At 55.6% G+C, this 15,043-nt stretch carries 16 protein-coding genes; 7 read left to right on the top strand and 9 right to left on the bottom strand.

The annotated features are described in order from the left end of the window. The 4 genes from RMSM_RS38400 to RMSM_RS42000 form a co-directional block, all read right to left on the bottom strand. A partial coding sequence (locus tag RMSM_RS38400) for an NAD(P)-binding protein (RefSeq protein WP_144057558.1) occupies positions 1–184 on the bottom strand: 184 nt, incomplete at its 3' end. A gap of 98 nt (positions 185–282) precedes the next feature. Further along, the gene (locus RMSM_RS11100) at positions 283–543 is read right to left on the bottom strand and encodes an acyl carrier protein (protein WP_008695476.1); all 261 of its coding nucleotides are present in this window, start codon (positions 541–543) and stop codon (positions 283–285) included. Positions 544–599: 56 nt separating this feature from the next. Further along, entirely contained in the window at positions 600–1,859 is a 1,260-nt protein-coding gene (locus RMSM_RS11105) for a beta-ketoacyl-[acyl-carrier-protein] synthase family protein (protein WP_008695478.1), read from the bottom strand. A 366-nt stretch (positions 1,860–2,225) separates the two neighbouring features. Next, entirely contained in the window at positions 2,226–3,395 is a 1,170-nt protein-coding gene (locus tag RMSM_RS42000) for a hypothetical protein (protein ID WP_008695479.1), read from the bottom strand. A 165-nt stretch (positions 3,396–3,560) separates the two neighbouring features. Between RMSM_RS42000 and RMSM_RS11115 the strand changes: the two genes are divergently transcribed. Further along, positions 3,561–3,782, top strand: a complete 222-nt coding sequence (locus RMSM_RS11115; RefSeq protein WP_144057559.1) for a hypothetical protein — start codon at positions 3,561–3,563, stop codon at positions 3,780–3,782. 178 nt (positions 3,783–3,960) lie between these two features. Beyond that, positions 3,961–5,040 (top strand): DUF255 domain-containing protein, encoded by a 1,080-nt coding sequence (locus tag RMSM_RS11120; RefSeq protein WP_008695480.1) that lies wholly within the window; start codon positions 3,961–3,963, stop codon positions 5,038–5,040. Positions 5,041–5,154: 114 nt separating this feature from the next. On the opposite strand, the gene RMSM_RS11125 is transcribed toward RMSM_RS11120, so the two are convergent. Both RMSM_RS11125 and RMSM_RS11130 read right to left on the bottom strand, forming a co-directional pair. Further along, a complete protein-coding gene (locus RMSM_RS11125) occupies positions 5,155–5,442 on the bottom strand; it encodes a hypothetical protein (RefSeq protein ID WP_052031585.1) in 288 nt (95 codons plus the stop codon). Between the two features lie 149 nt (positions 5,443–5,591). Continuing rightward, positions 5,592–6,260, bottom strand: coding sequence for a HEAT repeat domain-containing protein (locus RMSM_RS11130; protein WP_236622093.1), 669 nt, complete (start codon positions 6,258–6,260; stop codon positions 5,592–5,594). Between the two features lie 425 nt (positions 6,261–6,685). Here RMSM_RS11130 and RMSM_RS11135 point away from each other — a divergent pair, with 425 nt between their 5' ends. Then, positions 6,686–7,840, top strand: coding sequence for a hypothetical protein (locus tag RMSM_RS11135; protein WP_008695484.1), 1,155 nt, complete (start codon positions 6,686–6,688; stop codon positions 7,838–7,840). Between the two features lie 123 nt (positions 7,841–7,963). Here RMSM_RS11135 and rsmA read toward each other — a convergent pair whose 3' ends face one another. After that, positions 7,964–8,887, bottom strand: coding sequence for a 16S rRNA (adenine(1518)-N(6)/adenine(1519)-N(6))-dimethyltransferase RsmA (gene rsmA / locus RMSM_RS11140; protein WP_008695486.1), 924 nt, complete (start codon positions 8,885–8,887; stop codon positions 7,964–7,966). Positions 8,888–8,967: 80 nt separating this feature from the next. Continuing rightward, entirely contained in the window at positions 8,968–9,606 is a 639-nt protein-coding gene (locus RMSM_RS11145) for a riboflavin synthase (RefSeq protein ID WP_008695489.1), read from the bottom strand. Positions 9,607–9,850: 244 nt separating this feature from the next. Between RMSM_RS11145 and eno the strand changes: the two genes are divergently transcribed. The 3 genes from eno to RMSM_RS11160 all read left to right on the top strand — a co-directional run bounded on the left by eno (position 9,851) and on the right by RMSM_RS11160 (position 12,503). Next, on the top strand, positions 9,851–11,131 hold the full coding sequence (gene eno / locus RMSM_RS11150; protein WP_008695490.1) for a phosphopyruvate hydratase: 1,281 nt from the start codon (positions 9,851–9,853) through the stop codon (positions 11,129–11,131). 155 nt (positions 11,132–11,286) lie between these two features. Further along, complete coding sequence (locus RMSM_RS11155; RefSeq protein WP_008695492.1) at positions 11,287–11,784, top strand: putative membrane protein; 498 nt, start codon at positions 11,287–11,289, stop codon at positions 11,782–11,784. A 332-nt stretch (positions 11,785–12,116) separates the two neighbouring features. Next, positions 12,117–12,503 carry a hypothetical protein gene (locus RMSM_RS11160; RefSeq protein ID WP_052031588.1) on the top strand — a complete coding sequence of 129 codons (387 nt, stop codon included), beginning with the start codon at positions 12,117–12,119 and terminating at the stop codon, positions 12,501–12,503. Positions 12,504–13,034: 531 nt separating this feature from the next. On the opposite strand, the gene RMSM_RS11165 is transcribed toward RMSM_RS11160, so the two are convergent. Next, entirely contained in the window at positions 13,035–14,045 is a 1,011-nt protein-coding gene (locus RMSM_RS11165; protein ID WP_008695497.1) for a Gfo/Idh/MocA family protein, read from the bottom strand. Positions 14,046–14,777: 732 nt separating this feature from the next. Here RMSM_RS11165 and RMSM_RS11170 point away from each other — a divergent pair. Continuing rightward, positions 14,778–15,043: thioredoxin family protein (locus tag RMSM_RS11170; RefSeq protein WP_008695501.1), on the top strand; the 266-nt coding region annotated here is incomplete at its 3' end.

A 15,043-nucleotide genomic window follows, 5' to 3' on the forward strand; every position in this document is an offset into this window, starting at 1 on the left:
GTGCAAAATTTGTCATCGCATGCAGCCCGACATCGTAATCGCGACCGCCCATGCGGTAGAACGAATTGAGTCCACCGATGGTGTAATGCCGCTCGAGAATGCAGACGCGTTGATCGAAGTGGGCCAGGCGAATGCCGGCGGCAAGCCCACTCATTCCCGCGCCGATGATGATCGTATCGTACAAAGGGTGAACTTAACTGCTGGCGAATAACGTTGGCGTAGGAATGCGATGCAAAATGCACCGCCTGAAGTACCGCAATCGACGTCGCAGCCCTAGTGGGGCTAAGACTTGACGATGTCTTTCATCTTCGGTTCAAGATAGCTGACCGTCGAACTCATGCTGGCGAGGTTCCCGTAGTCCTCTTCAGGAATTTGGACGCGATGACGCTTACGAAGCTCCATCACAATGTCCAAGAAATCCATGCTGTCCAATTCCAGTTGTTCACGGAATGGTTTCGCATCATCAAGATTTTCGAGATCATCATCGGGCGAGATGTCTTCGAGAATATCTAGGATCTCGTCACGGATTTCAGCAGGGGTCATTTGTTTTTGGAATTGGAGGAATAGGAAACAGAGATTTTTGCAAAGGGAGGGGCGAACTAGATTCGGCCGATGATCACGACCGAGTTGATCCCCAGCATGCCAAAGGAATTGTTCAGCACGTAGTCGACCTGGGCCACTTCTTGGGGCTCGTTGATCACCAGCCCGTTCAAATCACAATCTGGGTCAAGTTTATCGACATTGATCGTTGGATGAACCGTTCGATCACGAAATGACGATAGGTTACCGGCAAGTTCCAGGGCGCCGGCGGCTCCCATCGCGTGCCCAATATAGCTTTTTGTGTTGTTGAATCGAACCGTGCTGCAATTCCCAAAAACGCTACGAAGCGCCTTGCATTCCTGGGCGTCACCGCTGCTCGTGCCAGTCGCATGGGTGCTGACGATGTCGATTTGCTCGGCATCCAGCCCCGCTCGTTTCAGAGCCATCTCGACACACTGAGCTTGCCGCTCGGGGTTGGGCAAAACAAAGTCGGTCGCGTCGGTGTTGATTGCATAGCCGACCAACTCGCCATAAATCTCGGCCCCGCGAGCCTTGGCGTCACTGAGCCGCTCGAGCGTGTACAAACATCCGCCTTCGGCAACCACGATTCCATTTCGATCGACGTCGAATGGGCGAGACGCCTTGGTGGGATCTTCGTGTGTCGCCAAAGCGTTCTGGCTATTGAAACTGGCGAAGATGCCAAACGTGTGAATGCTCTCGCTGGTCCCACCAGCGATCGCGACGTCGCACTCGTTCAGCCGCAGCATCTGAGCGCCTTGGATCAAACCCGCGTTCCCCGCAGCACAAGCGGCCCCAATGGTGTAGTGCGGCCCCGTCACCCCAAGGTTCAGCGAGATTTCGCCGGCGGGGTTATTGGCGACCGTCCGCGGGTTATGGTGATGCGACCAGCAGCTGGTGTCGTAGTCAAAACCTTTGATGACGTAGATTTCGTTTTCGGTTTCGACGTTGCCGTGTTCGGTCACGCCGACGTAGATCCCGACGCGCGACTTGTCGACGTTTTCCCAGTCCAAACCGCTATGAGCGATCGCTTCGTTGGCAACATAAACGCCGACGCTGCCCGCACGGGTGCCGCGGCGGACCTCTTTTTTGGACTGGTAACGCTTGGTGTCGAAATCGCAAATTCCGGCAAGCGTCTTGCCAAAATAGCGAATTTCGTAGGGCTGAACGCCGCTACGTTTTTCCAGCAGCGATTGGCGGAACGATGTCCAATCGTTCCCATTGGGAGCGGTTAGACCGATACCGGTAATGACGATGCGCTGGTCGTCAGGAAGCTGAGATGCACGATTCGGGGCAATCACGTAGGCAGCTGCCGAAGGGGGTGACTGAAATGGGGGAAGCTGAACGGCTTCTGGAAACCGTACGAAAACAGGCAACGTAACAGCGGATTTGGCTCGTTCAGCAAGTGTCGCAGGCTAACAATTTCGTTAAAAATTGGCAACGCCCTCAATTTCGCTTGCCCCTCGGATTCGCTTAAACGCAGCCGTTTTCGGAGGAACGAGGGTCGTACGTTGATGCCATTATGGACCGGATCCACGATGGAAGAATAGCGTTTGACAACAAAAAACCGACGCCCCCCTTTGCAGGGTGACGTCGGTTTCGAGTGTCATCGAATTAGCTGGTCGCATTGGCAAGAGCCACTTTTTTGACAGCATCGAGGGTGAGTTCTAGAACCCCGAAGGCGATGCGACCGAGCCTGGATCATCATCGTCGGTCGCAAGAGGAATCGCGATCGCAGCACCGATTGCACCAAGCGCCCCGAGGCCGCCAAGTCCAGCACCGCCGCCTGAGCCGCCGGCAACGCCACCGCCGCCGCCGCCAGCAAATCCGCCACCACCACCGCCGTTGACGCCGCCTCCGTGAAATCCACCGCCGCCATGATGCCCAAATCCGGTCAGCTCGCTTCCGTTGACCGATGGAATGGGATCGGCCATCACGCTGGCGCCGAATGGGTCGATCACGCCAGGGATCATGGCGGGAGGAACCATCACGACGGGCAGCAGACTGGAGATTTCGCGGTTCATGACCGAAACAAATTGATGTCCAGGCTCTCGTTTGCTCGCGACATCGTTTTGCCCTACCGCTTCAAAAGCGAGTGTTGCATAGCCCGAGGGGCCAGCTGCCACGATCCCGTGAGGGCCGCTGCGGACCCCTTTAAACTGGAACGCTCCGCTAGCTTCCGCATACGTTTTGCCAACGGCGACGCCGCGGTGCATCAAGACCACTTCGGTTCCCTCGAGCGAGACTTCGCGGCCTTCTTGGGTGAGCACGGAAACGAGTTGTCCGCTGAGCACTCCACCCTCGGCAAGCTCGATACGACTGCCGGAGGTCGCGGTTTCGGTTGGGATGTCGATCGCAACCTCACCCAGCTGGCTGGCGTGTTTGTTCGAGAACTGCTTGGTGTATCGGTCAATCCACGGCATCAGCTTGCTCGAGTTGACTTGCGCGAGGGTCATTCGCGCCGGTGTCGGATTGGCGGACGCAGCGTCTTCGGGACGAACGAACATCAATGTCGACCCATACGCATTTCCGTTGGAAGCGACGACAGCATAGGGTTCTGCCGAGATTCCTGTCAGCCGCACGATGCCTTGCTGGTCCGCTTGGAATTTGCGAGCAATCCCGTTGCGATCGACCACCGTTACGGTGGCATACGCCAACGACTGCCAACTTTCGCCGCTAGGGACCTCTAGCTGCAATCGAACTTCGCCCCCTTGCTGCAAGTTGACGGAATTGTTCGCAGGCAAGCGAACCGCCGATTCTGCGTTTGCCGCTTGAACACCCACCGTTGTCGTAATGGCTGCCAGTGCGATCAGCATTTTTGATTTGATTTTCTTCACTGTATTTGGCTCCCCGTATAGGACGCGGCCTAGGGGGCCGCATCTTGGTTTATTTTTTAATTTGCTCATCCCTGAACGAGATAAGTCGCCAGGAAAACCTACGACATGGCCCAAAACAAGCAAGAAAAAACTAGGCAAACACGGGGGGACTATCAACACCCAAACATGAAAACCGCGCTAGCCTGGGAATCGTTCGACGGAGCGACAAAACAGGCGATTTTAGTCACATTTGACTCAAGTCCTGCCATCGCCGACGGAGGCGGCAGAGGGGGTGGTTTTGCGACGGACCGGTGCCAGCGGTCTGGTCATCTTCGCTTGGACGACGCATGGCAATCCGGCAGCGTGAGTCGTGCCGCCGATGAGCCGCGCCTCGACTTTCCCGAGTGATTTCGCAAAGGAGGGGGCGATTGCAGTGGCGTCAAAGTCTCCCCAACTTGTACTTTCGGCTTAAGTGGCAGGATGGTTACTGCCGATACCAACCCAAGCTGAGCGCATTTTGCTCCGCCTTTTATACCCACGCTTTCACGACGGCAGGACAGGTTTGATGCGTACGGTAACCCTCTCAATGCTTTTTTCCGCAGTCATTGCGGCGACCGCCTCTTCAATTGCGACCGCCGAAATTGCTTGGAATGAAAATCTTCGCTCGGCACATGCGAAAGCGCAGGCAGAAAACAAACTGCTGCTGCTGCATTTCTTCAGCGATAACTGTGTTTGGTGCGATCGACTCGAAGCAGGTGCATTCAAAGCACCAATTGTCGACGCCGCACTGAGCGAAAACTACATTCCCGTCAAAATTCACGCTGGCAAAAACCCTGAGCTGGTTGAAATGTTCAAAGTCAAAGCATTTCCAACCGACGTGATCGTGACGACCACGGGCAAGACCGTTTCGCACACCGTCAGCCCGCAAGCGGCTGATCGTTACGTTGCCATGTTGCAATCCGCTGTGCCGCTCGGGATTCAAGCAACCGCCTCGCCCGCAGCACAAAACATCGCTGCAGAACCGTCTGCACCGCAACACGCTCCGGCGCCTCAAGTCACCGCCGCTCCGGCATCGGCTAACTTGGCTGGCGAATTCGCAGGCGGAGCAAAAGGCGTTTTGGCGGGTGCACGCACCGATGCGATGACGTTGGGAATGCCGAACCAATTGAACGAAGAATCACTAAGCGAAGAACCACTGCCAGAACCGGAAATGGAGCCGATGGCGGCTTCCCAAACCGAACCCGAAGCGACGGGCAAACCGGAAGCAACGGGCAAACCGGAACAACCCGGACTTGCCATGGAAGGCTTCTGTGCCGTGACCGTGATCAAAGAAGATCGCTGGGTCGAAGGTCGGCCTGATTTTGGCGTAATCCACCTCGGCAAACTGTACTTGTTTGCCAGTGCCGAAGCGATGGAAACTTTCTTGGCCGATCCTGTGACCTACACGCCCGTGTTGAACGAAATCGACGTCGTGCGGTTCTTCGAAGAACGCCGCATCGTGCCAGGCAAACGTGAATGGGGACTCAAAGACCCTACCCACAACCGCATGTTCTTCTTTGCCGACGAAGCTGCGATGAACCATTTCTGGAACGAGCACCATCGCTATACCGACGCGGCGATCAAAGTGATGGACAAAGCCGTCAAAGACGCCAACCCTGGAACCTAGGGTTAAGGCTGTCAAGCGAACGCAGCGGACGAGATGACATGTCCCTGCGTCAGTTAGAAAGTGGCAATACGCATAACGTCGTCCCCCCAATCAACCCGCGGGTGCAAATCCGCTTCAGTGCTCGATCGCGTGCACGCCACCAAGTTCGGCGGCCCCCGGTTCGGCGCCACCTGGTTCGGCGTACGATGGCCGCGTTCCGCTGAGGATCGCCATGCCAGCAGTAAACGCCGCGATCGCTACCGCCAACCACACACAGCGCGCTGCGGGTTTGCCAAACCGACCGCGCACCGCTGCGATGCTTCGCAACTGATAAGGGCTACTCCAAGGGCCGACGGCAATCACACTGGAGACCACTGCGAACGCAATGGCAAGCGACCCCACCAGTGGCTCGTCGTAACTCATCTCGCTTCTCTCTATCGAATAAATCGCTGCAAGCATTTGTATTGGCAAGAGATGCATGGCAAAGTGAACGTGATATCGAGCAAATCGTGATATCGAGCAACGAGCTGAATCGGTCGCTCTCTATCGCCATGATACACTACACAAAAGGGTCAAGCATCGGTTTGCCGAAGCCGCCGTTCGAGCACCCGAATCTGCACGCGAGCATTTTCGATATCGGGACAAATTTCGACACAGCGACGAAGTGACGAGATCGCCCCTTCGTAATCGCGAGCAAGCATCCGGCAACGAGCCAGTCCTTGCCACGCGGGGTAGTGATACCGGCAATGCCACAGACAACTTCGAAACGCGGTCTCGGCTTGCGGGGAATTGTCCAGACCTTGCCAACAGATTGCCAACTGATGAAACGCTTCGCTATACCGCGGAGCCTGATCGACCAGGATCATCGTCGGGGCTAATGCCGCCGCGTACTCGGCTCCGTCATTGAGATGCATGACTTGCAGCAATTGTTGATGATGACGCGGCGCGGCATCACGCACCAACAGTGCTCGGAAGGAATCGTCGGCAGCCAAACGCACACCGCGATCGGAATCCGACAGTGCTTGGCCGAGCGATTCGATGGAACTGTGGTCACCTAGCATCCCTAGCGCAAGGGCCGACGCCCGTCGCATCTCGACGTCACTGCGACGCAGCAAACTGGTCAGCGTCGAAGCGGAATAATACTCATCAACTTCCGCCGCAAATTGAGGCGAATTGGCTGACGTTAGGTATCGCCGATAGGCGATCGTCAATCGAGTCGTCCGCACGAGGGGAGTTGTCACAAGGAAGTCCATCAAGATGAGGAAAATAACAAATGTCAGTCGCGTGCATGTTACGCAATCGACTTACAGCGGCAAGCGATCCCGTCATGGGCCTCGGCCTCAGTGACCTGAATCATGCGGCAACCACTGCTCGGCCAACCTTCCCTGATCTTCCGCACAAACGAATCGCGAAACATCGTGATTTCGCGTATAATCTTGTTAAGTTTGTGCGAGTCTAGTTGCCGCCCACGTCCTCGGCAACCAACCAAACACCAACTTATCGCACTGATTTCGTTTTCGGGCGGACACTCGTGATCGACACTTCCGGGTGATCAACGACGACACGATCTCAGGTCTGATGTCCTCGCTATAGGTCTGAATCTCAGCCCGGATCCGGCGTGTCCGACAGGGATCGGCGGCGTCCTCTATTACCTATCTCCACAGCCATGAAAATCTTCGCCATTTTAACACTGTCGATCCTGTGGGGATCGCTTGCACATTGTGACTTTGCTGCGGGCCAGGATCCTTCCATCGCTGCGGAGTCGGTTTCGCTAGCCAACCCATTTTTTGCGAAACTTTCAGCGACGAGTCGAGCGATTGTCGATGGCAAACCGTTTCGTAGCGCAATCACCGAACTCGCCGACCGCGTGGAGATTCCGATTGTGTTGGATCGCCATATCGACCCTTCGGCCGATGTCCACGTCGGTCAAATTGGGCCGACTGTGTTTGTCGGAATTCAGCAAGTTGCCGAGTCGAGGGACTGTGTCACGATGCCTATCGCGGGCGTTTTGTTGGTCGGTCGCCCCGAGTGGGTTGACGCGACAAGCGAAGCGATCCTGTCGCTGCCGGCAGCCTCACAAACATCCGCGTCTGTAAAAATTGACGTCCAGTGGCCTGCAGCGACGACACCTAGCGAAGCGATCCGCCGAATTGCCACTGCCAGCGGCCAAGCCACGCCCGCGACCGAGCTACCACACGATTTGTGGCCTGCGGCGAAGTGGAAATCGATTGCCTCGGACGTAGCGACGACCCTTGTCACCGCACAGTTTGATCATCCACCGTCCCAGCCCAGATTGGCATCCCAGCCCAGATCGACATCCCAGCCCAGATCGACATCCCAGCACGGTTCGGCATCAAGAACGTCCGCATCAGCCGCGACGGCAAAACGCTTTTCGATCCCTTACCGGCTGGACGCAAACCGGACCGCCGTCGTCGCGGCGATCCGCGGCGTCGACCGGCAAAGCAAACTGAGTCACTCAGGCAAGCAGATCGAGATCACCGCAACCGTCGCCGCACATCGAGCCGGAATTAAAGTGTTTTTAACCAGCCAAGCGGCAAAGCAAGCAGCCAATGTCAGCTTGGATAAAGAAAACTTGACGCTGACGCTGCAGAACACTCCCGCCCGCGAAGTGCTTCACAAACTTGCCGCCGCAGCGGGCCGAGCGTGCCGAATCGAGCAGGCGGCAGATGAAGCATGCAGCCAATTGATTACGACGAGCATGCAGAACGCATCGCTGCGTCAATTGGTGGCAGAGATCGCTAGACAAGCAGCCGTCGACGTCGCCTGGACCGACGACACATTAGTGGTTTCAAAGCGGTAGAAATCGGTAGGCCGGATCGCAGCGGAGCGGAGATCCGGCATCGCGGTGGCAACGAATTCACCATCACTCTCGCCCCCGCCGGATCTGCGTCGCTTGCCGCGACTTTGATCCGGCCTACTTCGACTACTCCTTCTCGGATTTCGCTTTGATCTCGGCTTGTCGCAATGCTTCGACTAAACGCTGAATCTCGGCAACCGGCAACTCTTCGGTACGTGCGGTTTCGCTGTAACCGAGCGAGCCGAGTACTTCGTCGACTTGACGTTTATCCAGACGACCTTTCATACCGCTAACCACGACGCTGCGTAAGAACTTGCGTCGGTGAAAAAAGAGCGTGCGAACGGTTTCGTGAAAGTAACGAAGGTCTGGAATGTTTGCTCGCCACTCGGGTTGCGCATCCAAACGTATGATCGCCGAGTCGACATTGGGTCGCGGCCAAAACACTTTGGGCGACAGCACCCGCACGATGCTGCATTTACATAGCGACTGCAGCCACACGCTCAGCGCGCCGTAATCTTTGCTGCCCGGCTCGGCCACAATCCGGTCGCCAACTTCCTTTTGAATCGTCGCGACAACCACATCGGGCGACGGGGTTTCGAGCATCAAGTTGCTGATGATCGGAGTGGCAACGTTGTAAGGCAAATTCGCGACCAGCAAGAAACGTGCGTTCTCGCCAATTCGGCTCATCGCATCACGAATCTGTTCCATCATATCAGGACGCAGCGTGTTCTTGTTATGAAGTGCATCGCCTTGTAACAACCGTACATTCGGTCGCCAGCCCAATTCTTCTTTTGCCAAGCGGTGCAAGTTTTCATCGATCTCAATCGTCAACACCGCGCCGGCGGCGTCAGACAATCGTGATGTCAACGAACCGACACCCGTGCCGATTTCCAAGACGACGTCGTCTTTGCGCATCTCGGCGGAATTGGCAATCAGGTCAACGAGGTTCAGATCGATCAGAAAATTCTGGCCGTATCGCGATACCGGTTGCAGCCCTGCGGCAGCAAGTCGCTTGGAAAGATACGATGCGGTTTGTCGTGGCTGGTTCACGGGCTTTCTATCTTTTTGGTTCTAGAATCAAACATGCTTGGAATAGGGGCTTGCCGAAGGAATCAGAGTTTCGGGCTTGATCAATTCGGGGCTTCAGGTTTTGAGAATTGGGGGCTTGGGGCTTCCGGACGCATCGATTCCATCGATCGCTGGACGTATTTTGCCAGGACATCGGTTTCCAAATTCACGCAGTCTCCGACCGCCAAGCGTCCCAGCGTCGTTTGATCCAGAGTATGCGGAATCAACGCGACGCTGAAAAAGTCCTTGCCTGCGTCCACCACTGTTAAGCTTACCCCGTCGACCGCAACGCTGCCCTTGGATGCGATTTGCGAAGCAAGATTCTCGGGCACCGAAAAAAATAAATGAGCCCAAGGTGGATCCTCTCGACGCTCTTTTAAAGTCGCAAGCGAGTCGACATGCCCGGTCACATAGTGCCCCCCCAATCGATCGCCGACCGCGAGAGACCGCTCGAGATTGACCGGGCTGTCTTGTCCCAGTTGGCCCAAATTGGTGCGCGATAGCGTTTCGGATCCCGCTTCGAACCCTAGGACGCTGCCGTTGATCTCGATAACGGTCAAGCAACAGCCATTAATCGCGATACTGTCTCCAATTTGGACACCTTCGCAGATCGAGGAAGCTTCGATTTGGAAGCGTCGTCCAGGAGGTTCGTTTCGGATCTCGGCAATTCGGCCGACCGTTTCGACAAGTCCAGTGAACATCGTTTCGGTTAAATTTTAGGGTCAGGAAAGTTTGGAAGCTGAGTGAAAGCATGCCGCTATCGTGTCGTGATCCGCGATCGATTTCGTTTTTGAGAATCAGTGACGGGTAGCCATAGCGTGCCGCATTGGACAAAATGCCGGCAGTTTGCACAACGCAGTTGGCGTCGCATGCCCCCCATTTACTCAACAACTTACAAAACTTTTCGCTACTATCTTTCTTTAGCAATATCTACGAGGCCCTCTGATGACTCTGATCGAAGCAATTCACGCGCGCCAAATCCTTGATAGCCGCGGAAACCCCACAGTGGAATGCGAAGTCCTGCTCAGCGACGGCGCCCACGGTCGTGCGGCGGTTCCAAGCGGCGCGAGCACCGGTGCTCACGAAGCATGGGAACTTCGCGATGGCGACAAATCGGTCTTTATGGGCAAAGGTGTCCAGACCGCGGTGGACAACGTCAACAACGTGATCTGCGAAGCACTCGAAGGGCTCGATGCGACCGACCAAGCCGCAGTCGACGCCACCATGCTGGAACTTGACGGCACCCCCAACAAGAAAAAGCTTGGTGCTAACGCAATCCTGGGCGTTTCGCTCGCCGTCGCTCACGCCGCTGCGTCGTCGACCGGCCAACCACTGTACCGTTACCTTGGGGGCGCCGGTGCACGCCTATTGCCAGCGCCGATGATGAACATCATCAACGGGGGCGAGCATGCCGACAACGGTGTCGACATCCAAGAATTCATGGTCATGCCACTCGGTTTCGAGCGATTCAGTGACGCCCTTCGCTGTGGCACCGAAGTTTTCCACAACCTCAAAAAAGTGTTGTCCGACAAGGGCTACAGCACCGCCGTGGGTGACGAAGGCGGTTTTGCGCCGGACTTGAAGAGCAACCAAGAAGCTCTCGACGTGATCATGACCGCGATCGACAAAGCCGGCTACAAAGCGGGCGAACAAGTCTTCATCGCTCTGGACGCCGCTTCGACCGAGTTCTACGACAGCTCGACCAAGAAGTACACGATCGACAAGAAAGAGTTGTCGGGCGACGAAATGGTCGACTTCTTTGCCGATTGGTGCAGCAAGTACCCGATCTGCAGCATCGAAGACGGATGTGACGAAGACGACTGGGATACCTGGAAGAAGTTGACGCTGAAGTTGGGCGACAAAGTTCAACTCGTTGGCGACGACTTGTTCGTCACCAACGTCGAGCGTTTGCAACGTGGTATCACCGAAGGCATCGCGAACAGCATCCTGATCAAGGTCAACCAAATTGGTACGCTGACCGAAACGATCGATGCGATCCAATTGGCCAATCGCAATGGCTACACCGCAGTGACAAGTCACCGTAGCGGTGAAACCGAAGACTCGACGATCGCCGATCTCGCAGTGGCACTGTCGACCGGACAAATCAAGACGGGTTCGGCAAGCCGCAGCGACCGCATGGCCAAGTACAACCAATTGCTCCGCATCGAAGAGATGCTGGGCGACGCGGCGCAGTACGGCGGACCTTTGTTCCCCAAGCGATCCTAAAACGATTAGCGGTCGTCCGCTAACGATGGTACCCTGAAAGCGGCACTCGCTTTCACCAAGGGCGGTGTCTGAAAGAACACCGCCCTTTTTTTATGGCCACGCTGTGACCACCTTGTCGATCATCTTCTTGCTCCACCACTGAAAGACTCATTCTGATGCAAGTCCTTGCTGAACAACCGCTGCTGATTTCGTTGATGGTAGGCCTGATCGGCGGCGCGTTACTTTACGGTTGGACTCAAACGGGCAAACGAGCGGCGGCGGTTTTGGGGCTACTCTTCCTATTGTTGGTCCCTGTGGTGTGGATCGTTTCCTCGATGATGGTCACCGATCGCGAGCAAATCGAAGCGATCCTCTATGAAGCCGCTGCTGCGGTCGAAGCCAATGATCACGAAGCAGCACTGAAGTTCATCAGCGATCCGCAGGCGAAAGCGCAAGCGGCGCAAGAACTGCCCAACTACATTTTCAGTCTGGCACGCGTCAACCGAATCCGCAGCATCGTGATGATCGACGGAAGCTATCCGCCGCAAGCGGATGTTGACATGAGTGTCAAAGTCGATGTCAGCAGCAAACGAGGCGGTATCCGAGACATTCGAGTACCACGTCGGTTGCTGCTGCACTTCGAAAAGGCTCCGACGATCAGTGGAAAATTGTGAAGTACGAACACACGCCGATCGCGGGTGGCCCCGATCAATTCAGCACCGGGAACTAGAAGCGGCCCCCTTCCGTTTCAATTCAGGCCGGAATGCAGCGGAGCGGAGATCCGGCATCGCGGCGGCAACCAATTCACCAGCATTTTCGCATCTTGCCGGATCTGCCTCGTTATCGTGAATTAATTCCGCCTACAACTTTTTGCCGTTTTAAATTTTCTTTTTGCTTTCTTGGTGGCTTTGACCAGACGTGTCCGGCCGCCCGCGATGATAGACGTGTCACCCAAACGATCGATGTTCAAAACATCGCCTCCCACGCTATCACGGAAGAAAATCAAATGGCAAAGTTCTACGTTCAATGTGGCTCGATCGAAACCATCCTTGTCGCTGAATCGCCAGAATCGGCAGCAATGAACGCGCTGGATCAAATGCTGCAGTCCCATCTGTGGATCTACGATGACAGCGGTTTGAGCGAGCAAGATTGCCGAGACCACTTGATGATCGAAGCCTTGTTGCATCTCGCTCCGACCGTCCGCGTCAGCGAGCAAGGATTCAGCCGCGGCGACGCAATCGAGATTGGCACTCCAGAGACGATTGAGATGTGGCATCGATTGATGGTCGGGATGAAACGCTTGTTTGCCTCAGCAGGCATGCCGACGCGATCCATGACTTCGATCGGCTGCGCCCCCGCAGTGGCCTTTACCGCGCCACGAGTCCCTCGCTAAGCGGATCCGGTCATCGGAATCAGTCCGCAAGACGATAACCGTTCTCATTGCATGCCATCTACTTTGGCACGAACCGATGGTATTTATAGCGGAGCGGCGCGAGCCGCCCGGTCAAGGCCGAACGTTTTCCCAGCTGCAACCCCGCGGCTCGCGCCGTGCCGCTACGCAAAGTGGATAACATCATTTTGCTTGAGTTAACTAGCCATCGACTTTTTCGTCCCGCCCCAACTTTTGCACTAACCGGGTGGTACTTATAGCGGAGCGGCGCGAGCCCAATGCCATCTACTTTCGTAGTGGGACTCGCCAGAGTTCCTGGTGTTTCAACAGCAAAGATGGGAATTCTGGCGAATCCCACTACTAGAGCATCCCCCAATGGTCGTCAAAGTAGATGGCATTGGGCGCGAGCCGCCCGGTCAAGGTCGGACGTTTTCCCAGCTGCAACCCCGCGGCTCGCGCCGTGCCGCTATCTAAAGTCGTTGGGCTTGCGCCGCACCGCGTACCAAGAATGGCGTGATTCGGTGCCTACCCGCACTAAGATTCATGCATTTTCAAATCCATCCGCTGGCCGCTTCGGCAACTCTCTCGGGCGGCCGCCAGGATACTGCCAGCACAATACACGTCGTTCAGATCGCTCATGTTTCGCACCAAACTGGTGACGCTACGATAGAACTGGGTTAGCAATTGCTGGCCCACCGGCAGTTCGGTTTCGAGCGATTCGAGGTGCCGGCCAGCGTCGTCAAACCACACCAACGTGGATGGCAAATCGATAAAGGCGACTCCACGCTCACAGCAGATCTGCATCGCCGACGGCGGTCGGAAACTCACTGCTTCGTGCCAAGCCGAGCGAATGTAGCTGCCGCAGCTGATCTGAGCGGTCACAGGAGGCTTGGGATCGGCCCCCGCGAACTGCAGGCTCATGCATTCGTAGTCGGCGGGGGTGGTATGGCTAAGTCCCGTCGAAACGACGCTCTGAGGCTCGCGACCGACGACATACCGGCACCAATCAATCAGCTCGATCAATTCCTGCTGTAACGGGTTCGCCGCCACGGTATTGGGTTTGGGTGCCACGGGATCGACTTGGACACGTCGATGGCAGAACACGAGACGTGGAGGCCCGAGATGGGTCGCGATCAATTCTTTGAGCCGCAGTGTGGCGGGAGCAAACCGTTTTGGGAACTCGGTCATAAAAGCCACACCGCTGCGGTCAATGACCTCACGAATCCGGCCTGCTTCGACGGGATCGAAATCGAGGTCGCCCGCCCAATAGATCGCTTTGCCCGCATCACATGCCGCCAACATCGGCAACCAGCCGAGCCAGCTACGCTGGAGCACTAAGACGGCATCAATGTCACAGCGTGAGACAAGCGTCTGGTAACCGTCCACTGGATCGGCTTGGAACTCTGCGGCGGCGTTTTCCGCTAATTTTGACACCGTGCTGAAGATCGCACGCACATCAAATCGTTCCTGCAGCATCTGCAACGCAGGCCGATGACGGGTTTGCCATGCATCCCCTAGACCGATCAAACCGATGCGAAGCTTCATACATAACCAATCGAACGAAAGTCGTGTTAACCATAAGAATTGATTGCAAAGCAGACAAGTTGGCTGCAAAAGCGACAATCCGAACCCAAACCCGCACTAAAAATCCGTATTCCCGAAAAATTTCCGCAGCCCGAGCACCCCCACCATCAGCCGGGTGCGGCAACTTAGCACACCTTTTTGGCACGCCCGAAACCGTTTGCGAATAATAGTTTAGCGTTGAGCATACCAAAATATAGAGTTGTACAAATCAAAAACGCCGATCTCGCTCAAGGTCCATTTTGAAAAAATGCCGACGTTGACCCTTGTGGCCCTCCGACTCATCCATAGAATCCTCCCAACTCGCCAAAAACACCTAACCGGCAAGCACTTGAGACTTGTCGATTAGGGGTAATAGCGAGCAGGCTTTCGGCGGGAAGAATGGCCCTCATTGACATCGATCGATGGTTGCAATTCTTCCTAAATAAAGCCCCTCCTTAGCACCCAATCGTTTTTCAACGCACGAACGCGGAACTTTCTTGGCCCGCCCTGTCGCGAGATCAGTGAAAGACCTGCAAAAACGGTTGACATCATGGAAGTCGCTAAGGCGTTTCGGTTAGGAATCTTGTCTCAACATCCTTGTGGTATCCAAATTCATTTTTAGTTTGATCGAGCTTTCATTGCGATGAAAACTCGATCGGTTGGCAGAGTGCCGCCGCCCACATTGATGTACCCCGAAAATCTAGGGAGTCTGGAATGGTTTCGTTGCTTTTAGCTTTGGTCTTGTCGAGTGTGACAAGCGAACAACAGATGCAGCAGAACTACGCTTCGGTTTACAAGCAATCGATTGAAGAAAACAAACCTTTGATGGTTGTCGTCGGCGCCGAGTGGTGCCCCGCATGTCACGTTTTGAAAGATTCGACCATCAAGCAAATGGCACAAACTGGCGAATTGGACGAGGTTTGCGTCGCCGTTATTGATAAAGATCGGGATCCCGAGTTGGCCAAACAGCTGACCCAGGG

Origin of the sequence: Rhodopirellula maiorica SM1 (genome assembly GCF_000346295.1) — a bacterium.
GTDB lineage: Bacteria > Planctomycetota > Planctomycetia > Pirellulales > Pirellulaceae > Novipirellula > Novipirellula maiorica.